Source organism: Nocardiopsis sp. iso_40 (genome assembly GCF_056173285.1).
The window spans coordinates 3,664,149-3,687,069 of the sequence record NZ_CM149666.1; the positions used below are offsets into that span (position 1 = coordinate 3,664,149).

General features: G+C 69.7%; 18 protein-coding genes and 1 pseudogene. 9 read left to right on the forward strand and 10 right to left on the reverse strand.

What is annotated here, in order from left to right; genetic code table 11:
• Positions 1 to 591 precede the first annotated feature (591 nt).
• The 7 genes and pseudogenes from AC0VYD_RS16095 to AC0VYD_RS16125 all read right to left on the reverse strand — a co-directional run bounded on the left by AC0VYD_RS16095 (position 592) and on the right by AC0VYD_RS16125 (position 12,442).
• Entirely contained in the window at positions 592 to 3,096 is a 2,505-nt protein-coding gene (locus tag AC0VYD_RS16095; RefSeq protein ID WP_475480282.1) for a sugar phosphate nucleotidyltransferase, read from the reverse strand.
• Positions 3,097 to 3,305: 209 nt separating this feature from the next.
• Positions 3,306 to 4,062 (reverse strand): annotated as a pseudogene (gene clsA / locus AC0VYD_RS16100) (cardiolipin synthase ClsA).
• A gap of 310 nt (positions 4,063 to 4,372) precedes the next feature.
• Positions 4,373 to 6,178 (reverse strand): carbon starvation CstA family protein, encoded by a 1,806-nt coding sequence (locus AC0VYD_RS16105; protein WP_475476341.1) that lies wholly within the window; start codon positions 6,176 to 6,178, stop codon positions 4,373 to 4,375.
• 144 nt (positions 6,179 to 6,322) lie between these two features.
• Positions 6,323 to 7,714 carry a flavin monoamine oxidase family protein gene (locus AC0VYD_RS16110; RefSeq protein WP_475476342.1) on the reverse strand — a complete coding sequence of 464 codons (1,392 nt, stop codon included), beginning with the start codon at positions 7,712 to 7,714 and terminating at the stop codon, positions 6,323 to 6,325.
• A 423-nt stretch (positions 7,715 to 8,137) separates the two neighbouring features.
• Positions 8,138 to 9,340, reverse strand: a complete 1,203-nt coding sequence (locus AC0VYD_RS16115) for an amidohydrolase (RefSeq protein WP_475476343.1) — start codon at positions 9,338 to 9,340, stop codon at positions 8,138 to 8,140.
• A 176-nt stretch (positions 9,341 to 9,516) separates the two neighbouring features.
• A complete protein-coding gene (locus AC0VYD_RS16120) occupies positions 9,517 to 11,193 on the reverse strand; it encodes an RICIN domain-containing protein (protein WP_475476344.1) in 1,677 nt (558 codons plus the stop codon).
• A gap of 298 nt (positions 11,194 to 11,491) precedes the next feature.
• Entirely contained in the window at positions 11,492 to 12,442 is a 951-nt protein-coding gene (locus AC0VYD_RS16125) for a PRC and DUF2382 domain-containing protein (protein WP_475476345.1), read from the reverse strand.
• A gap of 264 nt (positions 12,443 to 12,706) precedes the next feature.
• Here AC0VYD_RS16125 and AC0VYD_RS16130 point away from each other — a divergent pair, with 264 nt between their 5' ends.
• The 4 genes from AC0VYD_RS16130 to AC0VYD_RS16145 all read left to right on the forward strand — a co-directional run bounded on the left by AC0VYD_RS16130 (position 12,707) and on the right by AC0VYD_RS16145 (position 16,450).
• Positions 12,707 to 13,051: a hypothetical protein gene (locus AC0VYD_RS16130; RefSeq protein ID WP_475476346.1), complete on the forward strand. Its 345-nt coding sequence runs from the start codon at positions 12,707 to 12,709 to the stop codon at positions 13,049 to 13,051.
• 107 nt (positions 13,052 to 13,158) lie between these two features.
• Entirely contained in the window at positions 13,159 to 14,349 is a 1,191-nt protein-coding gene (locus AC0VYD_RS16135; RefSeq protein WP_475476347.1) for a DUF262 domain-containing protein, read from the forward strand.
• The gene (locus AC0VYD_RS16140) at positions 14,339 to 15,490 is read left to right on the forward strand and encodes an AAA family ATPase (RefSeq protein ID WP_475476348.1); all 1,152 of its coding nucleotides are present in this window, start codon (positions 14,339 to 14,341) and stop codon (positions 15,488 to 15,490) included. The genes AC0VYD_RS16135 and AC0VYD_RS16140 overlap by 11 nt, the downstream gene beginning before the upstream one ends.
• Positions 15,491 to 15,523: 33 nt before the next feature.
• Positions 15,524 to 16,450 carry a hypothetical protein gene (locus AC0VYD_RS16145; protein WP_475476349.1) on the forward strand — a complete coding sequence of 309 codons (927 nt, stop codon included), beginning with the start codon at positions 15,524 to 15,526 and terminating at the stop codon, positions 16,448 to 16,450.
• A 389-nt stretch (positions 16,451 to 16,839) separates the two neighbouring features.
• Here AC0VYD_RS16145 and AC0VYD_RS16150 read toward each other — a convergent pair whose 3' ends face one another.
• Together AC0VYD_RS16150 and AC0VYD_RS16155 are read right to left on the reverse strand one after the other, a co-directional pair.
• Complete coding sequence (locus AC0VYD_RS16150) at positions 16,840 to 17,040, reverse strand: DUF397 domain-containing protein (protein WP_475476350.1); 201 nt, start codon at positions 17,038 to 17,040, stop codon at positions 16,840 to 16,842.
• Positions 17,041 to 17,892, reverse strand: a complete 852-nt coding sequence (locus tag AC0VYD_RS16155) for a DUF5753 domain-containing protein (protein WP_475476351.1) — start codon at positions 17,890 to 17,892, stop codon at positions 17,041 to 17,043.
• 267 nt (positions 17,893 to 18,159) lie between these two features.
• On the opposite strand from AC0VYD_RS16155, the gene AC0VYD_RS16160 reads away from it, so the two are divergent.
• The 5 genes from AC0VYD_RS16160 (at position 18,160) to AC0VYD_RS16180 (ending at position 21,173) form a co-directional block, all read left to right on the forward strand.
• A complete protein-coding gene (locus tag AC0VYD_RS16160; RefSeq protein WP_475476352.1) occupies positions 18,160 to 18,690 on the forward strand; it encodes an ATP-binding protein in 531 nt (176 codons plus the stop codon).
• Between the two features lie 2 nt (positions 18,691 to 18,692).
• Positions 18,693 to 18,911 carry a hypothetical protein gene (locus AC0VYD_RS16165; RefSeq protein WP_475476353.1) on the forward strand — a complete coding sequence of 73 codons (219 nt, stop codon included), beginning with the start codon at positions 18,693 to 18,695 and terminating at the stop codon, positions 18,909 to 18,911.
• Positions 18,908 to 19,153 carry a hypothetical protein gene (locus AC0VYD_RS16170; RefSeq protein WP_475476354.1) on the forward strand — a complete coding sequence of 82 codons (246 nt, stop codon included), beginning with the start codon at positions 18,908 to 18,910 and terminating at the stop codon, positions 19,151 to 19,153. Before AC0VYD_RS16165 ends, AC0VYD_RS16170 begins: the two co-directional genes overlap by 4 nt.
• A 454-nt stretch (positions 19,154 to 19,607) precedes the next feature.
• On the forward strand, positions 19,608 to 19,826 hold the full coding sequence (locus AC0VYD_RS16175) for a hypothetical protein (RefSeq protein ID WP_475476355.1): 219 nt from the start codon (positions 19,608 to 19,610) through the stop codon (positions 19,824 to 19,826).
• 84 nt (positions 19,827 to 19,910) lie between these two features.
• A complete protein-coding gene (locus AC0VYD_RS16180; RefSeq protein WP_475476356.1) occupies positions 19,911 to 21,173 on the forward strand; it encodes a tetratricopeptide repeat protein in 1,263 nt (420 codons plus the stop codon).
• A gap of 302 nt (positions 21,174 to 21,475) precedes the next feature.
• Here the strand turns inward: AC0VYD_RS16180 and AC0VYD_RS16185 are convergent, their stop codons facing one another.
• The gene (locus AC0VYD_RS16185; RefSeq protein WP_475476357.1) at positions 21,476 to 22,753 is read right to left on the reverse strand and encodes an ion channel protein; all 1,278 of its coding nucleotides are present in this window, start codon (positions 22,751 to 22,753) and stop codon (positions 21,476 to 21,478) included.
• Positions 22,754 to 22,921: the final 168 nt, after the last annotated feature.

The window sequence follows — 22,921 nt, forward strand, 5'->3', positions numbered from 1 at the left end:
CGGGGCGGTGCTTGATTCGGCTGATCGGTGGCGCGTCCCGGACGCCGGGCGGGCACCGGGCCCGCACACCGTCCGGAACACGGTGAGTCGGTCCGCTGTCGCGGCAGCGGGACGGCTCACACGGTCGGTCGCTAGGTCTCATCCCCCATGTTGTACTCCTTGTCACCCCCCGTTGGGTGTCCGCCGTTGCCGGGACCACCGGGGCGGGTGGTGACGCGGTGCTTCAGGGAACACTCGACTTTAAACCATATCCCTGTCCAGGCAGGGTTTCGCTCCCGTTCGGCCCGCTGTGAACACCCTGGGGGCGCCCCCCTCTAGGGTTCGGCCGTGCCGGCACCTGGGGCACCGACTCGGGCGAGGCGCAGACCATACGTCAAGAGCAACACCTGTTATGGGGCAGATGCCCGATCCCGGCATTTGGTTCGCCGGATCGCCGGATGGATTTTCGCGAACTTCCCACTCAGGCCCTGACCTGGCTTTTTGTCCATTTTATCCCTGTTTTTCAGGGAGAGGAAAGCCCGGCCGAGCCGGCGGCCCGCCTGCGCCCGTGGGCGCGGACGGCCCTGCCGCCCACGCCCACGGGAGGACTGGTTAACCCTCGGCCCGTTCCACCACAGCCGCCCACTCGTCGAGCAGGGCGTGCGCGACGTCCGAATCAGGACCTTCGGCCCAAAGATGGGTCACGGCTTCGGAGGTGTCCGGCAGAACCAGCGCCCAGCTACCGTCGGACTCGATCACCCGGACCCCGTCCGTGGTGTCGAGCTCGCGCTTGCCGGCCGCCTCCACGACCGAGCGCATGACGCTCCCCTTGACCGCCCACGGGGTGGGCACCGAACGGCGCAGGAGGTGCGCCCGGGGGATCGCGCTGTCGATCTGTCCGAGCGAGCGCCGGGTCCGCGCCACCAGACCCAGCAGCCGCACGAAGGCGGCGATGCCGTCACTGGTGGGGCTGAACTCGGGGATGACGAACCCGCCTCGGCCGTCGCCGGCGAAGACGATCTCCTCCCCGGCCGAACGGACCGCCTTGGTCAGCTCGTCGGTGGCGGTGGCCGTCCAGAGCACCTCGGCCCCGTGCGACCGGGCCACCTCCTCGGCCACCCGGGTCGTGGTGACCGGCAGCGCCACCCTCCCGCCGCCGCGTTCGGCCGCGACCAGGTCCAGGACCACCAGGAGCGCACGGTCGCCGTCCACCAGCTTGCCGTTCTCGTCCACGATGGACAACCGTTCCGCCACCGGGTCGAAGCGCACCCCGAAGTCGGCCCCGGAGTTGGCGACCAGCTCGCCCAGCCGCTCCAGGTCCCGCATCCTCTTGGCGACGGTGTCGGTGGGAGAGGCCTCGTCCAACCGGTTGTTGACCGTGAGCACGTCCACGCCGATCCGGCCCAGCAGCGAGGGCAGGATCAGCGAGCCGGTACCGCCCGCGCAGTCGACCACGACCTTCAGCTCGGCCTCGGCCACCCCGGAGGTGTCCACGGACCTCAGGAGCTCGTGTGAGTAGTTCTCCACGTTGCGCGAGGGGAAGGACAGTTCGCCGATCTCCCCGGGGAAGGCGCGCCGGTACTCGGCCCTGGAGAAGACCCGGTCGAGCTTGCGCTGGGCCCCCGGCGACAGGTCGGCCCCCTCCCCGTCCAGGAACAGGATGTCGACGGACTCGGGGTCGCCCGGGCTGGTGCGCACCGTGATGCCGCCGCTGATCCCGCTCTGGGAGGTATGGAAGCGCGCCACCGGCACCGGAACCACCTCCAGGTCGCGGACCTCTATGGCGGCGGCGGTGAGCGCGCTGATAATGGCCCGTTTGAGCGTGCGCGCCGCCCGGGAGACGTCCCGGGAGGTCGTGACGACCGCGCCCTTCTTGAGCGTGGTGGCGTAGGCGTTGGCCAGCCGCACCGCGAGCTCGGGTGTGATCTCGACGTTGATCAGGCCGGACACGCCCCGGGGCCCGAACAGCGAACGCTGGCCCCGCGACTCCCAGACCACGTTGGTGTTGACCACCGCGCCGGCCTCGATGGTCTTGAAGGGGTAGACCTTGACGTCGTTGTTCACGTAGGCCTCGGACTCGATGACGCAGTCCTCGCCGACGACCGCGCCCTCCTCGATCCGGGCCGCCGCCATGACGTCGGTGTTCTTGCCGATCACGCAACCGCGCAGGTTGGCGCCGCGGCCGATGAAAACGTTGTCGTGGAGCACGGTGCGGTGGCAGAACGCCTCCGCCCGCACGACGGCGTTGCTGCCGAGCACCGTGTACTCGCGCAGCTCCGCACCGGCCTCGACCTTGGCGTAGTCGCCGATGTAGAGGGGACCCTTCAGGACGGCGGTGGCGTCGACCTCCGCGCCCTCACCGATCCAGACCCCCGGCGACACCTCGAAGCCGTCGATGTCGACGTCGACCCTGCCCGAGAGCACGTCGGCCTGGGCGCTGAGGTAGCTCTCGTGCGTACCCACGTCCTCCCAGTAGCCGTCGGCGACGTAGCCGTAGAGGGGCTCGCCCTCCTCCAGCAGCTCCGGGAAGACGTCACCGGACCAGTCGACGACCTCTCCCGCGGCGACCCGTTCCAGAACCTCCGGCTCCATGATGTAGATGCCGGTGTTGACGGTGTCCGAGAAGACCTGGCCCCAGGTGGGCTTCTCCAGGAACCGCTGGATGCGCCCCTGGTCGTCGACGATGATGATGCCGAACTCCAGCGGGTTGGGGACCCGCTTGAGGGCGATGGTGACCTTGGCGCCGCGCTCCTTGTGGAAGCGGACCATGTCGGTGAGGTCGATGTCGGTCAGCGCGTCGCCGGAGATGACGATGAAGGGCTCTCCGCGCAGGTGTTCCTCGGCGTTCTTGACGCTGCCCGCGGTGCCGAGCGGGACCTCCTCGGCGACGTAGTGGAGCTTCATGCCGAGCTCCTCGCCGTCCCCGAAGTAGTTGCGGATGAGCGTGGCCAAAAACTGCACGGTGACCACGGTCTCGGTGAAACCGTGCCTGCGCAGCAGGCGAAGCACGTGCTCCATGATGGGCTTGTTGACCACCGGCAGGAGCGGTTTGGGCTGGTTGGCGGTCATGGGGCGCAGGCGTGTGCCCTCGCCTCCCGCCATCACCACGGCCTTCATCGGCGGCGCCGCGGCGGGGGCGGTCTCCTCGCTGGGGGTGCTCATCGACGGCACCCCCGGGTGGTGGCGCCGTCAGTAAGCGCGGCGGGGGACAGGTGTTCGGAGCGCGCGCACCCGCGCGCGGTGGGACATGTTCTCATTGCGGAGACGACACTCCCTTTCGATCCGACAGGACTCAGGTGAGCCGGTCCGCCGGTTCGGTCGGTGGATCAGGGTCCGTTCCTGCCCTGATCCGACGGGCCCGGTCCGTCCGAGCCCTCGGGCACCGCGCCGGGGTCGCCGTCAACGGTCGCCTTCAGCAGCCGGATCGGGTCGATCCGCGCTGTGTCCGCGCACGGTGTCGCTGTCCGGGGAACCCGCGTGGATTCCCGTCCGATCAGCGCGTTCGTCGCGGCGAGTCTGGTCGATCAGGCGCAGCCCTTGTACGGCGTAGAGCAGTCCGGCCCACCAGTAAAGAGCCGTTCCCCACAGCGCGAAGGCCCAACCCATGATTCTGGCCACATCTCCGATGATCGACGCGTATCCGGCGATGAACAGCAGCGGGAACGAGTAGAGCAGGCAGAGGGTGGCGGCCTTGCCGGCGAAGTTGACCGGCAGCGGCCCGTAGCCGAAGTGGCGCAGCAGCGGCAGGGCACCGAGGATGAGGACGTCCCGCAGCACCAGGATCCCCATCAGCCACCAGGGGATGATGCCCCGGATGACCAGGCCGAGCAGGGCGGCGAAGATGTAGAGGCGGTCGGCGAGCGGGTCCAGGACCGTGCCCAGCCGCGAGGTCTGGTTCCAGGCTCTGGCGATCTTGCCGTCCAGCCAGTCGCTGATCCCGGCGAAGGCGAGCACGAGGAGCGCCCACCAGTCCGCCTGCGGAACCAGGATGAGCCAGAGGAACAGCGGAACGCCCAACAACCGGAGCATGCTCAACAGGTTGGGAACCGTCCAGATGCGGTCACTGACCACCGGGCTGGCCACACTGCCCCCCGACTCGTGTCTGCCTTCTTCCGCGGATCGCCCCATGACGCCAACGATAACGGGAGGGACCGTCGTCTTCCGCCATCGCGCGCCCCACCGGCCCAGGGAGGCCCCGGGCAGGCCCGCCCCTTGATCGTACCGTGTACGGGTTTCTTCCTTGACCCGGCGCCCACCTGCGCTTTCGGTTCCCCTTATGGCGGACGGCGGGTGAGGGAGGGGGCTGCCCGGGAGCCCCGGCGGGACCGGAACCGGCCAGCCGCGCCGGGAGCGGTGTGCGGGCGCCCGGAACCCGGGCGCCCGCACGCCGCGTTCAGGGCCTCTCGTCCCCTTCGACGGCGTCCCCGGCGACCGCGGTGTCCTCCCGCTGGTCCTGCCCCGGGTCGGCGGACCGCTCGGCGAAGGCCCTGCGCAGGGCGAGGAAGGCCTCCACCATCATCCACACGGCCAGGACGAAGATGACCAGGTCCAACGGGGCGAGCACGAAGCGCTGCATGGGGTCGGTGCTCAGCACGAAGTCCCGCAGCTGCACGATGAGGGCCCACGAGGTCATCACGGCGAGGAACACCAGCGGCACCAGGATCGCGACGGGGTTGCGCCCCCTCTTCGTGACCCAGACGGCGATGACGGACAGCGCCAGGCCGGCGGTCAGCTGGTTGGTGGTGCCGAAGAGCTGCCAGAGGGTGCCCGCGGCGAAGTTGCCCGGAACGAGCGCCAGCACGAAGGGGATCACCACCGCGACCAGTGTGGCCACGGTGATGTTGCGCGACAGGAAGTGTGCGGCGCGCCGGAGGGCACCGCCCTCGGCGGCCCGTTCCCTGACGATGGCGCTGATCTCCTGGACCGTGTAGCGCTGGAGCCGGACGGCGGTGTCCAGGCTGGTGGCGGCGAAGCTCACCACGACCACCGTGGCGAACACCAGCCCCACGCTCTCGGGGATGCCGATGTTGGACGCGAACCCGGCCACGCCCTCGGTGAAACGGCCCGCCGGGTTGGTTCCCGCGGCGGCCCAGTCGACGTAGATGTCGGTCCAGGCCGTTCCCTGGTTGGCGGAGAAGACCATGATGCCCGCGGTGCAGGCCAGGATGGAGCAGACCGCCAGGGCGCCCTCACCGAGCGAGCTCAGGTAGCCCACGTAGCGGGCGTCGGGCTCCTTGTCCAGCTGCTTGGAGGTCGTTCCCGAGGCGACCAGGCTGTGGAAACCGGACACAGCGCCACAGGCGATGGTGATGAACAGCAACGGGAAGATGGGCGGGGAACCCTCGGGCAGGTCGCCGCGCAGCGCCGGGGCCTCGATGGTGTTCATGCCCACGATGATGCCGACCATGATGACGAGCAGGCCCAGCAGCATCTGCTGCTGGTTGATGTAGTCGCGCGGCTGCAACAGCATCCACACCGGCAGGCGCGAGGTGAAGAAGGTGTAGACGAAGATCAGCACCAGCCACACCAGGGCGGGCTCGACGCCCGCCAGGTTCGCGATCGGGTCCACGGTGACGGGCAGTGCCTGCCCGAGCGGGATGCACGCGTAGACGACCACCAGGCTGATCAGTGAGGGGACGAGCGCGGCGCTGCGCCTGCGGTAGACGACCTGCCCCACCCCGATCGCCAGCGGGATGGTGACCAGGACGGGCAGCACGGCCTCGGGGTTGGCGATGAGCAGGCCCGCGATGATCACCGCGAACACCGCGTTGACCATGGTCACCAGGAAGAAGATGATCAGCAGGAAGAGGAGTCTGGCCCGGGTCCCGATCACGTCCTTGGCCAGCGCCCCGATGCTCCGGCCCCGGTGCCGGACCGAAACCACGATCGCCCCGAAGTCGTGGGCTCCGGAGGCGAAGACCGTCCCGAGCACCACCCACAGGAGCGCGGGCCCCCAGCCCCAGAAGACGGCGATGGCCGGCCCGACGATCGGCGCCGCCCCGGCCACGGAGATGAAGTGGTGGGCGAAGACGATGTGTTTGCTGGTCGGTACGTAGTCGATCCCGTCCTTGTAGGCGTGGGCGGGTGTGACGAAGTCCGGATCCAGCGCGTAGACCCGTTTGGCGAGGTAGGCCGAGTAGAAACGGTAACCGAGGGCGAACAGCGCCAGGGCCCCGAGAAGGACTGCTATGGCCGGCATGGGGGGTTCCTTCACACTCACGGCACCTGGGCGATCAGGGGAGCGAAAGTCGGTGCCTTTGGGGACGGGTACGACCACGCGAAACTAGCATGTGACCTGAAGCACAGTGAAGTGTCGTGATTCCGCCCGGTCCGTCCTCGGCGCTCAGTCCGTCGAGAGGATACGCTCGGCCTCCCGTCGCCCCGACAGCAGGGCCCCGTGCACCGTGGCGGTGTGCTCGATCTCGGTGGCCTCGCCCGCGAAGAAGACCCGGTCGCCGACCGGCTCGCCCAGTGCGGTGCGGTCGCCGTCGCCGGCACCGACCGCGGTGAAGGAGAACCCTCCCCTGGCGAAGGGGTCGTCCATCCAGTGCGTCAGGTAGTGGTCGACCGGGTCCGGTGCCTTCTTGAACATGCCGCGCAGGGACGCCATCGCGTGCTCGACCACGTCCCCGTCATCCATCTGCGCGAGGAACCGGGCCGCCTTCCCGCCGTTACGGCTGACCAGGACGGGCTCACCGAAGACGTTCTGTCCGGCGTACCAGTGGAACCAGGCGCCCTCCTCGGTCCCCAGGTGGACCAGGACCTCGGCGTCGCCCCAGAAGACCTCGTCGAAGCGCAGGAAGAGCTTCTCCAGGCGCCCGTTGCCCAGACGCTCCAGGGAGTCCTGCTTGTCCACGGGCAGGGCCGGATCGAAGTCGACCTGCCCTGCCTGGAGCACCCCCAGCGGCAGGGTGACCAGGACCCGGTCGGCGGTCAGCGTCTCCTCGCCGTCGGGGGTGTCCACCCGCACGCCGACGCCGTCGCCGTCGTGGGAGACCGCCAGCACCACGTGCTCCAGGCGCACGTCCAGGCCCCGGGCGAGGTGGTCGGTGAGCTGGCCCATACCGTCGGGGAAGACCACGTCGTCACCGCTGAACTCGTGTCGGGAGGCGACCGCGGAGAAGGCGATCTCCTCGGCGTCGGCCCCGTGGTCGGCCTCGGCGAGGCGGTGCACGATCTCCGCCGCGTCCCTGGCCCGGGCGCGCACGAGGTTGGCGTCGTAGAGGGCGTGGTTGATGCCCTCCTCCATGGACTCCTCGGGGCTCGCGCCGACCGTCGCCCAGTACATGTGCTCGTGGAGGAGGTTGACGTCCTCCAGGTTGCGGCGGTGCCGGTCGAACAGGAGCCTGCGCCCCTTGGGGTCGTAGGCGGTCTCGGTGGAGCGGTTGAACACGGCGGTGCGCACGCCCACCTCCGCCACCAGCCGGGACAGCGGGTTGTTCTCCTCACCGCGCATCCACGAGGCCCCGACGTCCAGGGTCACACCGTCCCACGGGCGCACCGAGTGGATCCGCCCCCCGGTCCGGTCGCGGGCCTCCAGCACGGTGACGCGTTCACCCTGTTCGGCCAACCGGTCCGCGGCGGCCAACCCGGCCATTCCGGCACCCACGACGATGGTGTGTCCCCGGCCCGGCTCGGCTTCGCGTCCGCGCGGTTCGGCGCGGGTGCCCGCGTCCGCTCCGGCCCCTGCGCCGGAGGCCTTCCCGGTGCTCTCCCCGCTCACGTCCTCGCTCATCGCACTCCCCCTCCGTGCCGGCGCCGACAGTGCGACCTTAAACGCCCGGTCTGTCCCGACCAGGCAGGACACACCAGGAAGACCCGGAAGGAGCCACCGGACCACAGCGGGGCGGTGGTCGGCGCTCTCCCACCGACCACCGCCCCGGTACACCGGCGGTCCCGTCCTGACCGCCCCGGCGTGGGTGGGCCGGTCCCGTCCTGACCGGCCCGAGCCCCCGGGTGGCAGGTCCCGGGCGCACCTGTCCGCCGCTGTCCCCGGTGTCGCCACCGGTCCGCAGCGTTCCTCCACTCCCAGAAACCTAGTGCGCAAGGCTTTCAGATTTCTTCTGGTCGCAGACCCCGTACCCGGACGGCCCGGAAAGGCACCGGATCGGCCCCTCCCCGCGTTCGGGCACCGCCGGGAGCTGCGGCCGCCCGGCGCTCAGACCAGGCGCCCCTGCCGGGCGACGACCCTGCCCGCGCGGACGACCGCGTGGCGCTGCGGCACGTCCACCACGACCTGGGGCAGGCACTCGCCCTCCACCAGGAGGAAGTCCGCGGGTGCGCCCGGAGAGAGGTCGGCTACGGGCAGTCCGACCAGTTCGGCACCGGTGTGCGCGGCCGCGAGATAGGCCTCCGACAGGTCCTCGTCCAGGCGGGCGCGCAGGGCCCTGGCCAGCAGGTGGGCCCGGTGGAGCATGTCGGCGTCACCGAAGGGGCTCCAGGAGTCGCGGACACCGTCGGACCCCACCCCGACCCTGACCCCGTGGGCGCGCAGCCGGGCGAGGGGCAGGACCCGAGCCGGGTCCGGAGCGACTGTGGTCAGCGCGATTCCGGCCTCGCCGAGCGCTGCGCCCAGGGCGTCGAACTCCTCGCCCGCGCCGGCCACCCCGAAGGCGTGGCTGACCGTCACGTTGCCGCCCATGTCCAGGGCGCGGGTGCGCTCGACGACCGACCACAGCGTCCGCGAACCCACGGGGCCGTCGTCGTGCAGGTGGATGTCCACACCGACCCGGTGCCGGTCTGCGATACCGAAGACGAGGTCGAGTTGGCCCTCGGGGTCCCCGTCGAAGCCCTCCGGGTCGATCCCCCCGACCAGGTCGGCCGTGCCGGTGCGGACGGCCTCCTCCAGCAGGGAGTCGGTCCCCGGTGAACGGCGGACACCGTGCTGGGGGAAGGCGACGGTCCGTACGTCCAGGGCGTGGGAGAGCCGGTCGGCGGCACGGCGGACGCCCTCCAGCCCCTCCAGCCCGAAGGCGGGGGCGACGTCGGCGTGGGCGCGCATGGCCCGTGTGCCGCGGGTGACGGCGTGGGCCATGAGCCGCTCGGCCCGGACCGCGACCGGGGTGGGCAGGGACCGGAAGAGTTCGGCGTCCTGTGCGCCCAGTTCGGCGATGCCCCGGGCGGGACGGCGGGAGTGCCAGGGCTCCCCCCAGGTGGTCTTGTCCGGGTGGATGTGCGCGTCGACCAGGGTGGGCAGGGCGATACGCCCCCCGCAGTCGACGGTGTGCTCCGTACCGTCGGGGTCGGCGCCCCCGCGGGGCCCCGCCCCGGCGACGAGGCCGTCGGACACCACGAGGTCGACGGCGGCACCGCCCATCGGGCGCAGGTCGCGGAAGATCGTCGTACGGGGCTGGTCGGTCATGGCCCGGCCTTTCAGGTCCGTGTTCGGGGACGGCCGCGGCCCTGGGGCGCGACACGCGGGGCATCGTACGCCCGGCACCGCCGCGGACGGAGCCGGGTGGCCCTCCGGCGGGGGGCCACCCGGTGTGCGGTGCCGCAGGGGGACGGGCCGTGCTCAGGCGTACCCGGCCCCGGGTGTCAGCAGGTGTCGTCCCGGCTGTTCTGCCAGGTGATGTCGCGGACGACCGTGTTCACCCCGCACGGGTCCTCACGGAGCTCGGTGTCCACCAGCGTCAGGTTGGCGAAGGTGATGTCGCGGGAGTTGGGGAACTCCGAGCGGGCGGCGATCCGGATACCGCCCGGCCCGGCGACCGTGCCGCCCTGCTCGGCGATGGTGACGTTGTAGCAGTTCTCGACGAGTACGGCGTTGTTGCCGGTTCCGGAGATGTCCACGCGCTCGATCACGGCACCGCCGCTCTCGGACACGCAGAAGATCCCGCGGCCGCCGCCGCGCGCCCGGACCTCGCCGACCCGGATGTTGGCGGGGTACCCGTCGCCGACGCGGCCGTTGCGGTTGGCCATCCGGAACGCCGCGTACCCGGTGCCGGTCCCCGCGCCCTCGGCGTCGACCAGGCCGACGTCGGCGTTGACGGTGTCGTTGAGCAGCAGGCCCGAGTAACCGGTGTCCCGCGCCGTGACGGTGCCGATGGTCAGCCCGTCCACACCGTAGGTCTCCACGCCGTGGCTCCCGGTCCCGGAGACGAAGACGTCGTCGACGCGGATGTCCCGCGCCTGGCGGACCGAGTCGTCGTCGCGGCTGTCGATCCGCACGCCGAGGCCGCCGGACAGGCGCAGGTCGAGCTGTCCCAGGTGGACGTTCTCGGAGGTGCGCACGTAGACCCCGAAGTACGGGTGGCCGGTCATGGTCAGATGCGGGACCGAGACGTTCTCCGCGTGGCGGATCCGGACCGGAGCGTGCCCCGCACCGGGTTCACCGGTCACGTCGATGGTGCCGCACACCTCCAGCGAGGTGTGGCTGGGCAGGTCGAGCGAGGCGTCCGCCGGAACCGTGCCCGTCCCCCGGACGACGACCCGCTCCTGGGACGTGCGGCCCGGGGTGAGGCCGCCCACGGCCGCGCGCATCGCCTGGAGCATGTCGCCGCCCTCGTAGAGGACACCGTCCCCGGCGCGCGAGGTCCAAGTGGAGCCGTCGAGGACGGCCTCGGCCCGGGCGTCGCCCGCACCGCAGTCGGCCGCCTCGTCCCCCTCGTCGACGCGGACCACGGACCAGACCTGGCTGTCGCCGCCGTGGTGGTCGAACTGGGACAGGCGTCCGCCGGGCTCCTCGCTCCAGTCCCACACCTCCAGCGCCTTACCGCTGTGCCGGTTGACCAGGGACACGCCTGCGGCGCTCTCGACGGGTTCCCACTGCTGGTGGTGTCCGCCGTTGGGCTCGTACTGGCGGATCTGCGCCCCGTCCTCGGTGGAGCGCTCCCACACGTCCACGGCCATGCCGCTGTGCACGTTGACGAGGCTGAAGAAGCCGTCCCCGCCCGGGACGAAGCGGAACCGCTGCCAGGGGCGGTCGGTGCGCTCCCACTGGATGAGTTCCGCACCGCTGTCGAGCGAGCCGCCGGTGACGTCGGCGACCAGGCCGCTGTGCTGGTTGACCAGGACGTACTCGGCGTCCGGGGAGATGTCGGCGGCCGTGAGCAGGGGCTCGCTGCTGCTCCGCAGTTCCTGACCTGGCCGGTCACCGACCGGGTTGAGGGCCAGGGCTGTCGCCGCCGCCAGGGCTGTCGCGGCTGCGGCCACCGCGATCCACGGCGGGCGGCGCCGCCTGTTCGCCCTCCTCGAGGGGGTCTTTCCTGTCATGTCTGCTCCATGTCAGCGGGCTCCGGAGCGGTGTCCGGAGGGGGTGAGCGCACTGGGAGGCACGCTCGGGACACGTGGAGTGACAGAAAATAGCACGGAAAGCGCATTCCCGATATCCCTGCCGAAAAGCCACCGAAACCGGTCCCGGGTCGGCCCGCGCCGGGGCGGGCACCGCCTCAGGGGGCGCGGCGGCCACCGGGCCGACGGGCCGGAGAAACACCGGAAAGAACGGGTGGCCCCTCCCGCCCGGAGGGGCCACCCGACGTCCGGAGGCCGACCACGTTCAGCGCGGCTCGGGTCAGTACCTGGGCCCCTCCCCCTCGTCGTCCTCGAACTCGATCCGCTCCCTGCGACGCTCGCCCTCGACGTGCTCCTCACGGGTGACGTCGCGCTTGCGCACACGGATCTCCTCGACCGGGACCTCCTCCTTGGAGACGACCGGGCGCTCCTCGTAGAGGGTGAAGGTCTCCTCGCCCTCCTCCATGGTCCCGGTGTCCGAGACCTGGGAGGGATCGGTGATCGGCCGCCGCTCCACCTCCAGCTCGTCGTGGTGGAGGGGGACGGTCTCGTCGAAGCGCTCGGTCTCGACGTGTTTGCGCATCCGCGCGTGCCCGCCCTCACGCCGCTCGACCCCGATGTCCACCTGCTCCTCGTGGCGGATGACCGAGACGTCCTCGTCGTCCGGGGCGCCCGGCCGGCCCAGACGCTCGTCACCGCGGCGTTCCGCCGGCGCGGCGAACGTGTCGTCGGCGTCACCGACGGCCGCCCCGGGCGTGGTTTCGGCCCGTCCGGCGTCGGGCTCGTCGCCCCTGCCCTCGCGCCGGTCCGCGAACTGGCCGTGACCCTCGGGCATCGGCGTCCCCGCGGCGCCGCCGACCGGCCCGGTACCGGTCTCCGTACCGGTTCCGGTCTCGCCCCTGGCCTGCCGGGGCACTCCCCCGTGCCGAGCGAAGTAGTCCCGGACGAGCGCCTCGTCCTCCGGAGAGACGTGGCGGTCGGCGTCGACGTTCGGAGCGTCCTTGACGGTCGCCTTGTCGTAGGGGACCTGGATGTCCTCCTCCACCGGGCGCGCGCCCTGGAGCGGGACGAGGGTCTCCTTCATGCCGAACAGGCCCGTGTGGACCGACACCCAGCTCGGTTCCCCCGTCATGTCGTCGAGGAACACCTGGTTGATCTTCCCCACGTGGTTGCCCTCGGTGTCGAGCACGCGGTGGCCGACGAGGTTCTCGGGTACGAGTTCACCTGTCACGGGACATCCCCTTCCTGAGCTCTCGGAGTCGGGGACGTTCCGTTCCCCGATCACCCCCGGCACCTACCCGGTCCCACCTCGCGTACGAGCACCACGACCGGTCCGTGGCCAAGGAAGTACCGGCCATGGAACCACAGGTGGCGTAGAGCGTTTTCCCTTGGTGTCCGCACGCCCCGCCTCTGTCCTGATTTGGCTCCGGGCAACGGGTGGGCCGGAGCCGGGCGGCTCTGACAGGGTGCGGAGTACCGCTGACGAACACCGGAAGTGCCAGTGCCGCGCCGCCGCCCCGGGAGCATCCGGGCCCTCGTCCCACGCCGCGAACGCCATCGCCACGGCCGCCCCTTCGCGATTCCGGGACTGTCCGCACAGGCCTGCGCGGAGATCGCCCGCATCGAACACCAGCGGCCGGACCTGTATCCCGGCGCCGTGTACGAGCTGATCGGGGCCTGGGCCGTGTTCGTGTGCCTCCCCCACCGCCGACTCCGGCCCGCTGACCGGGAGGATTTCCGACAGGCACGGTCGCTGGTCAGCGCCGTCGCCTGTGCCATGAGGCCGTACCGGGCCCGTGAGCTGCGTCGGCGGCTGAGGGAGCTCGACGGGCTCTACTGACCGGCCCTGGAGGGGCAGAGGTCCTTCGCCGCTTGGAGCGACGCGGACCGGGAGCTGGGACCATGGTGTCCGAGGAAGACGCACCCGTACCAGGTAAGGGCTGAGACTTGAGAGAACAGGACCCGGGGTCGGCTGAGGGCACCCCGACACAGCTGCGTCTGGATAGCTCGGGGTTCAGCAGCGAGATCGACCTGGAAGAGAAGGTGGAGGCCAACGAGAAGATCAGCGAACCGTTCGACCCCGATCAGATCGACATCTCCACCAAACAGCTCACCGTCGATCTGCTGTTGAACAGGCTTCGCCGCGGTGTCCTGGAACTCGCCCCCGACTTCCAGCGGAAAGCGGGGATCTGGACCGACGCGCGGCAGAGCCAGTTGATCGAGTCGCTCCTGCTGAAGATTCCCGTACCCACGTTCTATGCGGCGGAGACCGACACCGACGAGTCGTGGGAGATGGTCGACGGTATCCAGCGTCTGACTGCGATCGCGCGTTTCATCGACCCGGAACTGGTGGGCGAAAAGCCCCTGGTCCTACGCGACCTCCAGTACCTGGACCTGAACGGATACTCGTACAAGGATCTCTCGGGAGGGCTGAAGACGAGGCTGCACGAGACCCAGTTCGTCGTGCACGTGATCGGATTCGGAACCCCCGCCCAGGTCAAGTTCAACATCTTCGCCCGGATCAACACCGGCGGGCTCCCCCTCACCTTCCAGGAACTCCGCCACGCGCTCATCCCCGGGCAGGCGCGTCAACTTCTGGCCGAAATGGCCCAGCGCCCAACTTTCCTATCCGCGACCCGGAACAGTGTCTCCGACGCCCGCATGTCGGACCGGGAGATGATCCTTCGCTTCCTCTCGTTCGTCATGATCGAACCCGCTGACTACCGGGCCGCCGATCTCGACGAGTTCCTCCGCGAAGCGATGGAGGACCTCAATGACCTGTCTCCGGAAAGGGTCTCAGCGCTGCAGGAGAGTTTCGACCACGCGATGCGCGCCTCCGAGAGCATCTTCGGCATCCATGCCTTCCGCAAGCAGAGCCACGGCTACGAGGGCCGCCGTCCCATCAACAGGGCCCTGTTCGAAACGGTCTCGGTGAACCTCGCCCATCGGACCGAAGCCCAGGTGCGTGAACTCGTCAGGCGCCGGGACGAGGTCAACCGGGGCCTCATCGAACTCCTGGACGAACCCGAGTTCGAACGCGCGATCTCCGTGGGCACCGGCGACCGCCGCAAGGTCCGCTTCCGTTTCGCGGCCATCGATTCCCTGTTCAGCGACCTCGAGAGCGACGATGATGCTTGACGCCATCTCCCTGACCAACTTCAAGGCCTTCCGGGACATACGGATCCCGCTCGGCCGACTGACCCTCCTCACCGGTCTGAACTCGTCCGGGAAGAGCAGCGTCCTCCAGGCACTGGCAGCGCTCAAGCAATCCGCCGACCTGAACGGTGGTGTCGGCGAGCGCGGCCTGCTCCTGAACGGTTCCCTCATCGAACTTGGTACCGGTCGCGACGTCCTGCACTCCGACTGGGTCGAAGTCCCAGACGCCAGCGGTCCATGCGTACGCGTCGGGCTCGAAAACGGCGATATCGAGTACCGCTGGTCGTTTGGCTATGACCCTGGAGTCGACGTCCTGCCGAACCTCGCCCTTGAACCCGTCCGAAGGGGACGCTTTCGCAGGGGTATCGACGACTTCTTCCCCGAAGGGCAACACGGAGACTTCCAGTACCTGCGCGCGGACCGTGTCTCCCCGGCGACCACCTACGAGCGCTCCCACGAGATCGCGGTGGAACAGGCCTTCCTGGGGCCCCACGGTGAGCACACGGTCAACTACCTGCGCCACTATCAGGATTCCCTCGACGTCGCCGAGCCCCTGCACCACCCGAACGCCCGATCGGCGACCCTCCTCAGCCACGCCCAGGCCTGGCTGGGGGAGATCAGCCCCGGCGTCAACCTCGATACCGCCGGTATCGACGGAACCGACCTGGTCCGGCTCAGTTACGGCTTCGGTGGTCGCGCCGGGCTGTCGTCCTCCGCTCCCAGGCGCCCCACGAACGTCGGCTTCGGGCTGACCTACACCCTACCGATCATCGTGGCCTGCCTGACGGCGAGGCCGGGAACCCTCCTGCTGCTGGAGAACCCAGAGGCGCACCTGCACCCCCGTGGGCAGACACAGATCGCCTTCCTCCTCGCCAGGGCGGCGCTGGCGGGTGCCCAGTTGATCGTGGAGACACACAGCGACCACGTTCTCAACGGCCTGCGGTTAGCGGTGAAGGAGGACGTCCTGCCCCACGACGACGCCGTATTGCACTACTTCCGCAATCAGGGAACAGGACGCACACAACTCACCACCCCGTCGATCGGTCCGGACGGGATGCTCTCGCAGTGGCCGGAGGGCTTCTTCGACGAGTGGGACAACGCCGTGATGCGCCTACTCAGCTGACCCCCGTTTCCCCTCCCCCGGAGAAAGCCGAACATGAGCCTCCTCTTTCTCAACGAACTCTCCTACGACGGTGAGGCCGACCGGCACGAGGCCGCCGCAGCGATGGCGAATCTCGCGTCCGCTCTCCTACCGGTCCGCCAGGCATGTCCTGACGCGGCCCTGGTATGTGTCTCCACCTTCCCCCACTGGCAGATCGGCCGGAACTACAGCGCGGTCCAATGGATGAACGAAAGCGCGGAGAACCGGGAACGGGCGCGCTTGCTGTTGCAGTTGCAGCAACGAGCCCCGTTCCGCCTCCCGCCCGAAGGACTGGACGACGAGAGCGAATACACGCACCGGGACCGAGCAGGATCCGCGTTCCAAGCCACCGATCTGCATGACGGCATGACCGTCAGCCTCCCCCACTCCCCTGACTGGGCCGAGCCCTGGCTTGAGGTGACACGTACCCGCCCGGAAGAGCGTGAGGACGGCGAGGTGGATCTGTGTTCGGCGCGGATCACTCTGCGGCACTGCTCCACGACGGCACACGTCCCCGAGCACGATGACTGGCTCAGGCGCGATGGCCTGAGCACACTCGCCACCGGCGCGGCCATCTGGGAGGCCAGCGAACGCTACTTCCCGAATCTGTCGTTTCTCCCCCGGGTGGAGAGTAACCTGCGCGAGCTCAGGCCGGCGTGGGTGGTCCCGGTGCGGGATCGTCTACTGGAGCTCCAGGAAGCGATGGCGGAGTGGGATCCCTCGGCCACGAAGGCCCCCGCCTACCGCTCCCGCGTATCCCCGGAGAGTGAATCGCGCCGGAACGAGGGGGTGGCCCTCTTCACCGACCTCGACGGACAGGTCCGCCAGTTCGAACTGCATTCCCGGTTCAAGCCCTGGCACGGCCGCCTGCACTTTCGTCTGATTCCAGAGGAGCGACGTGCGCGGATCGCTCACATCGGGTGGAAGTTGGGCGTGCACTGAAAAGCGGGCGACCGGTTCGGGCTCGCTCGGGTGTACGAACCCGAACCGGTCGGGTCACCCTTCAGCCGATGTGCGCTCCGCGGGGACGGCGTTGGTGCGGATTTCGGTCAGACGCCGGTGTAGGTCCTGGAGTTCGTCCTGGGTGAAGAGGCCCTGGGGCCCCGTCAGGAGCCAGGTCGAGGAACGGATACTCCCGCAGCTGGACCATGGAGAGCTCACCGTTGAGCTGGAGGCAGGCCCGGGCTGGTTCCAGGTAAGGCCGACGGTACTCACCGGGGGGCAGCCCCTCGTGGAGGTCCCAGAAGGAGACGTCCGAACACGGGAACCACCAGGAACCGGGACAAGAAGAGTCCCGGGGCCGCGCGGGCGCCCGGGACCGGGACATCGAGCTACACGGTGGTGTCGAGGGCTCTCAGAGAGGAGACGAAGGGCTGCCACTCAGCCGGGGTGAACGACAGGTGTCCCAGCTCAGGCTGCTTGGAGTCACGGACAAGCGTGCCGGACTCCACGTCGGCCACCTCGACGCACTCCTTACCGGTACCGCTATAGCTACTGGTACGCCAAAGCGCCTGTGTGGGGTCAACAGCCATCTATCCCGTCTCCTTCAACAGACCACGGATGAACTCGGTGGAGGCACTCGCATCCAGCGCAACTTCCCTGAACCTTGCGGCTGCCAGGGTATACCGAGCCACATCGGTGGAGTCTTCGACGTACACGTCCCCGAAGAGCCCTTCCTGGTAGGCGACCGGAGCATCCTCCGCGTCGGGGAACTCAAAGATGGTGAACTGACCTTCCTGCCCCATGTACACACCTGAAGAGAAGGGGATGACCTGGATGGTGATGTTGGGAGTCTGATTGAGCTCGATCAGCCTGTTGAGTTGGCCGTAGTGCACGCCCTCGTCCAGGACAGCACGCCTGAGCACAACCTCATCGAGAACAGCCAGCACCTCGGGCGGGTTCTCACGAGCAAGGATTCCTTGGCGCTCTATCCGCACAGCCAGCTGCCGCGCCATCTCTTCGACATCACCAGTAGCGTGCATGGCCTGGATCGAAGCACGTGCGTACTCCTCGGTCTGGAGCAGGCCAGGCAGCAGGTTGGGAGCATAGACGCTGATCTTGGCCGCATCGTTCTCCATCACGAAGAAGCTCTCGCCCTGGTAGAGGTCTCGATAGGCCAGCCACCAGCCCCGCTTCCATGCGTCCTTGCCCAACTGGAAGAGGGACTCACGCTCCGGTGAGCGCACCCCGTACAGCTCCAACAGCTCGTCCAGGTCATCAAGGATGAGCCGACTCTCGCCACGTTCGATGCGGTACAGCTTCGTCTTGTGCCAGCCGAGTTGCCTGGCGACGTCTTCAGGGCTCATCTCCCGCTCGTCACGCAGGCGCCGCAGCTCGCGCAGGAGGCGCTTCCCACGCACTGACAGGCTGAGCCGCGTCCTCATGGTCACTCCACTCATGGCGTTGTCCGGTGTACGTCGGCCCATCTTGCCAGCCTCCAGTCTTGTCATGTGAACTAAAAATGCGACGAACTATTAAAGATAGCTTGCATTAACAGTCTGTAGTGTCAATGATAGAGACCAAGGCCACAGCCGAGGGATGGCTTCCCGAAGTTCCTCGTAGCCGTGTGCAACAAAAACGGCCCTGTCCGGGCGTTGTGACCGCCTGGACAGGGCCTGAGCCCACAACCTGCTAAGGACAGGTGAGGACCTGTGCACAACCCTAGTGCTCCCCTACCCCCGCTCCCGCAGAGGCCCGAGCTCCGGCGCTACCTCGGAAGGTTCCCCGGCCAGCTCTGCTCGGTGCGGGAGGCCCGCCACTGGCTGCGCCGGCGACTGGACCTGGCCCGCGTCCCGGCCCCGACCACCGACGACGCACTGCTCATCACCAGCGAGCTCATCACCAACGCCCTGCTGCACTCCCCCACGCGGGACCGCGGCGGGGCGTTCTTCGTCTCCGTGATGGCCTTCCGCAACTGCCTGCGCGTCAGCGTCCGGACCAACGGCACCGCCTCCACCGCGCCGCACCTGCACGTGGTTGCCACCGGGCCCGACAGCGAGCACGGACGGGGCCTGCCCATCGTCGACGCCCTCTCCGCCGACTGGGGTGTGGAGAGCACCCGCCGAGGCCGAGCCGTCTACTTCACCCTGGAATGGGAGCCACCACGACCGTCCGAACCCCGCCGCAGGACACGGGCCCTCCCACACCAGCGCCACGCCCACACCAGCACGTGGGAGTCGTGACCATGACCGGCTACAACCTCCACCCCGGCCCCGAGCTGCGCCGACTGCGCGAGGATTTCCCCACCCACCTGATCTGCGAGCTACACGACGAGCGCGGGCGGCCGGTCTTCACCGCGACCCTGGCCCAACGGTGCTGCCCCTGCCCGCACACCCTGGTCACCGCCACCACCCCGGCGGCGCTGCGGAAGGCCCTCACCCACCCCGGAGGCGGTGCGCGGTGATCACTCTGGAACGGACCCGCCGGTCGAGCACGCCCTTCCCCCGCTGGCCCGGAGCGATCACGCCGCCCGAGCCCGTGCCCTCCACCACCTTCACGGACCTGCGCCGTCAGGGCTGGACCCTCTGGTTCGGTCGGCACACCCGCCAGTACTGGGCCGCGCACACCCGCAGCATGCGCCTGGTCTGCGCCGAGACCCCCGAGGAACTCCTCGGATTCCTCCGCGCGATCACGTGGACCCGCTGAACGTTCGGGGCTCGAAGCGAGACACCGTGCTGGAGAACGGCGAACCGCCGCTTGCACGGCCACGGCCTCGCCCCGCAGCACGAAGAGCGCGCACTCATCCGAGAGCGATGGAGCGCCGCAGGCCCTCACTGGCTGCGGCGTTCCCTCCCGCTTTCGCTCATCCGCCCCTACTCACAAGGAAACGTGGTGAATCAGAAAGCATGAAAGAGGAGAACGACAGTGGCGGCTCGGAGGAGACCGTCCGGGCCCGCCCCCGGCTCGACGCACTGACTCTCACCGACATCAATCGGTGCCCCGACGCTTCGGATGGGACCTATGGGCTCGAAGAGGTGCAGGCGGTGAGAAGGTACCGGCGACAGGCGGACCGGAAACGGCCAGAACCCCTGTGGCATAAGGCTTGCGTGCTAGTTTCGGCGTCTCCTGAAGGTCCCACGCGAAGCCTGAACGGAGATCCATGGAACTGGAACTGCTCGCCAAGGACCCGGCGTCCGGCGGTAAGGGCTGCCCCTCGGTCTACCTCAGCGACACCGGAGAGTTCGTCGTCCAGGGCCCTGCCCTGGCACCGGAGGACTGGGCGAAGGTGCAGAACCCCCTGCCCGGTGAAACCGCGGTCCGCATCTCCCCCGAGGTCGTCATCGCGGCAGTTGAACGACACCACCAAAAACGGGCCTGAATTCCACATCGCACCGGGTCCACCGACCGGATCAGGGCCCGGTGCCCTCCTCCTTGGGTGCAACCGGCCGCCGAGGAGGACGAGTTGAGTGATCTGCGCGCCGTCATGACCGCCTCCTACCAGGGTCTGGACCCCGGGGCCGCCCGATTCTTCCGGAGCCTGGGCCTACACCCGGGACCGGAGTTCTCCGTCGCCGCCGCTGCCGCGCTCACCGGCACCTCAGGCGCCGAGGCCCGAAGGCTTCTGGACCGCCTGCGAAGGGCCAACCTCGTGGAACGGCCGCACGTCGACCGCTACCGCCTGCACGACCTGGTTCGTCTGTACGTCGTGGAACGGGTTCGTGCCGAGGACGGACGCGACGCGGCATCCGAGAGCATCGGACGACTCGCGCGGTGGTACACACACGCCGCCGCCCGGGCCCAGTTGACCGAGCACCCGCACTTCCCCGTGGTGCCCGGGGGCGGGGCGCCACAGGAACTACCCGGCTTCACCGCCCTCGAAGAGGCCCTGGCCTGGTTCGAGACCGAACGCACGAACCTCCTCGCCGTGGCGGAGGCCGCTCTCGAGCACGGTCACCACGACACCGCCTGGCGGCTGCCCGCCAGTGTCTACCCCCTGTTCGAAGTGCACCGGCACTGGCACTCGTGGCGTGACCTGCACGCCATCGGCCTCCAGGCCGCGGAGAACGCGGGTGACGCCTTCGGGCTGGCCCGCAACCACCTGGGGATGGGCGACGCCCAATGGCTGCTGGGTGATCTGGGCGCGGCCACAGGCCACTACGAGTCCGCTCTGGAGGCCAATCGCGAGGCCGGTGACCCGTGGGTGGAGGGGTTCGCACTGCGGCAGTTGGGCGTGGTGGCCTGGCAGCGCGGTGAGCGGAGCCCTGACACCGTGGGGCACGTCGAGCGCTCCCGCGCGGTCTTCGGTACGGCCGGCGAGCGACGGGGCGAGGCGATGTCCCTGCTCAGCCTGGCCGACTTCGGTGCCGATCTGGGTCGATGGGAAGAGGCTCTGGGCCACTGCCGGACCGCGGTCGACGCTTTCGAGGAGATCGGCGCCGAGTGGAGCACGGCCTGGGCCCGCTGCTCCCTGGGCCGGATCCTCAACGGCAGGGGCCGGGCCCGGGAGGCCGTTCCGGAGTACCGGGCGGCCATCGCGGTCTTCGACAGGCACGAGGACGCCGACAGCCGTTCGGTGGCGTTGCTCGGCCTGGGAGAGGCGCATGCGGTGCTGGGAGAGGCGGCACGGGCGCGTCAGGCGTGGGGATCCGCGCTGGACTACCTCCGGGACCACGACGACCCGCGTGTTCCGGAGGTGGAGGAGCGGCTGAGGGCCCTGGAGACCTGAAACACGGGACGCGAATCGGCCGCCGTAGATGCTGGCGTCCGATTCGCAGCGGCTCTCTCCCCCCTCGGAGCCTCATGCCCCGTCAGGAACCGCCCCCAACGGGCTAGAGGTCCTTGCTGCCCACAGCGGCCGGGCCGAGGTAGGTGAGCACCGGGTCGAACCCGCTGCGCGCACGGCCCGGCTTGCCCGGTCGACGCGTTCCTCACCCGTGCCCGCCACCTCTCGTCCATCCGATCCGCCGACGCGACGCTGACGGACCCCGGTGACCAACCGCTGGCCACGTTCGTGGCCCGCGCCCGGCGTCAGTCGCGCTCGGGGTCCGGTGCCGGGGACACCACCATCTCGGGGCGCCCGCTGACCAGCAACCAGGCCGGTAGCACCACCAGGCACAGCACCGGCAGCAGACCCGGGTCCGGGACCACCGTCACGGCGACGAACAGGCTCAGCCACCCCTGCCTGGTGACCGCGGTGAGCATCCCCAGCAGCGCGCACGCCACCGCCAGCGACACCGGCACAGCGGGGACCAGCTTCGAGACCAGGAGCCCCAACGCCACCCCGGCGAACACGGCCGGGAAGATCCTGCCACCGCGGAACCCGCAGGAGGCCGCGGTGAGCAGGGCCGCCAACCGGAACACGATGATCATGGCCAGCGCGGCGACACCGTAGTCGGCTTCGTGCTCGACCAGCTCCCCCATCTGCTCCAGGCCCTTGAACATGGTCAGCGGGCCGCCGATCGCACCCAGCAGGCCCAGGACGAGACCGCCGGCGCCGAGCATCAGCACCGGGTGGCGCAGCCGTTGGAACCAGCCGTGCACCACGGGCAAGGCATAGACCAGGACCAGACCGAGAGCGCCCCCGAACAGGGCGATGACCGACCCCGTCACCACGTCCCCGAAGCTGGGGCCGGGGTAGGCGGGCAGGCGCAGGGACAGGTCGTGCGTTCCGAACACGTGCACGGTCACCGCCCCGGCCCCAGCGGCGAGGAGGGGGAGCACCAACCGGTCCCACAACGGCTCCTCCCGGTCGCCCGCGGAGGCCTCGGTCAGCAACAGGGCGGCGGCCACCGGGGTGGAGAAGAGCGCCCCGATGGTGGCCGAGGTGGCCAGACCGACCCAGACCCTCCCAGGCGCGGCGGGTGCGAAACGGCGGCCCGCCCAGTGGGCGAGAGTGACGGTGGCCCCGATCACGGGATTCTCCGGTCCCAGGCTGACCCCGCAGGCCAGAGCGAGTGTGACGGCGGCCAGCAGGCCGGGCAGGACCCGTGGCTCCAGCGGCTCTTCGGTCAGCTCCACGGTGGCAGGGTCCGGTCCGGCGTGGCCGGGTGCCTTCCACACGATCAGCCCGACGGCCAGCCCGGTCAGGGTGAGCACGCCGATCGTCCACAGCGCGCCCTGGCCGTCGACGCCGAGCGTGCCGGGCAACGTGGTCCACACCCACCCCTGGATGAACCCGGCGGCCGCGTCCACGGCCACCAGGACCAGAGCCGAACCGACCCCGACCAGCAGCGCGGGGATCATGAGGGGCGCCAGCCTCCGCGCGATCGGGACGGGCTCGCCCTGCGCCCCTCGTTCCGCACCCACGTCCGCGCTCCCTCCACCTAGACGCACGCCGTAGGGCCATCGTGGCGGCACCCGGTCCGTCCGTGACCGACGACACGACCGCCGACGGGCAAAGAAAAAGAGCCCTCCGTGCCGCGCAGGGAAAGGGCCGCCCGCCCGGAGCGCGGCTCCGGGCGGGCGGCCCGAGGT

Coding starts and splice junctions, on each gene's coding strand:
- AC0VYD_RS16120 (WP_475476344.1), bottom strand. CDS start 11,193: ATGACAGGAAAGACCCCCTCGAGGAGGGCGAACAGGCGGCGCCGCCCG.
- AC0VYD_RS16105 (WP_475476341.1), bottom strand. CDS start 6,178: ATGCCGGCCATAGCAGTCCTTCTCGGGGCCCTGGCGCTGTTCGCCCTC.
- AC0VYD_RS16110 (WP_475476342.1), bottom strand. CDS start 7,714: ATGAGCGAGGACGTGAGCGGGGAGAGCACCGGGAAGGCCTCCGGCGCA.
- AC0VYD_RS16155 (WP_475476351.1), bottom strand. CDS start 17,892: ATGAGGACGCGGCTCAGCCTGTCAGTGCGTGGGAAGCGCCTCCTGCGC.
- AC0VYD_RS16165 (WP_475476353.1), top strand. CDS start 18,693: ATGACCGGCTACAACCTCCACCCCGGCCCCGAGCTGCGCCGACTGCGC.
- AC0VYD_RS16150 (WP_475476350.1), bottom strand. CDS start 17,040: ATGGCTGTTGACCCCACACAGGCGCTTTGGCGTACCAGTAGCTATAGC.
- AC0VYD_RS16175 (WP_475476355.1), top strand. CDS start 19,608: ATGGAACTGGAACTGCTCGCCAAGGACCCGGCGTCCGGCGGTAAGGGC.
- AC0VYD_RS16140 (WP_475476348.1), top strand. CDS start 14,339: ATGATGCTTGACGCCATCTCCCTGACCAACTTCAAGGCCTTCCGGGAC.
- AC0VYD_RS16145 (WP_475476349.1), top strand. CDS start 15,524: ATGAGCCTCCTCTTTCTCAACGAACTCTCCTACGACGGTGAGGCCGAC.
- AC0VYD_RS16095 (WP_475480282.1), bottom strand. CDS start 3,096: ATGAAGGCCGTGGTGATGGCGGGAGGCGAGGGCACACGCCTGCGCCCC.
- AC0VYD_RS16115 (WP_475476343.1), bottom strand. CDS start 9,340: ATGACCGACCAGCCCCGTACGACGATCTTCCGCGACCTGCGCCCGATG.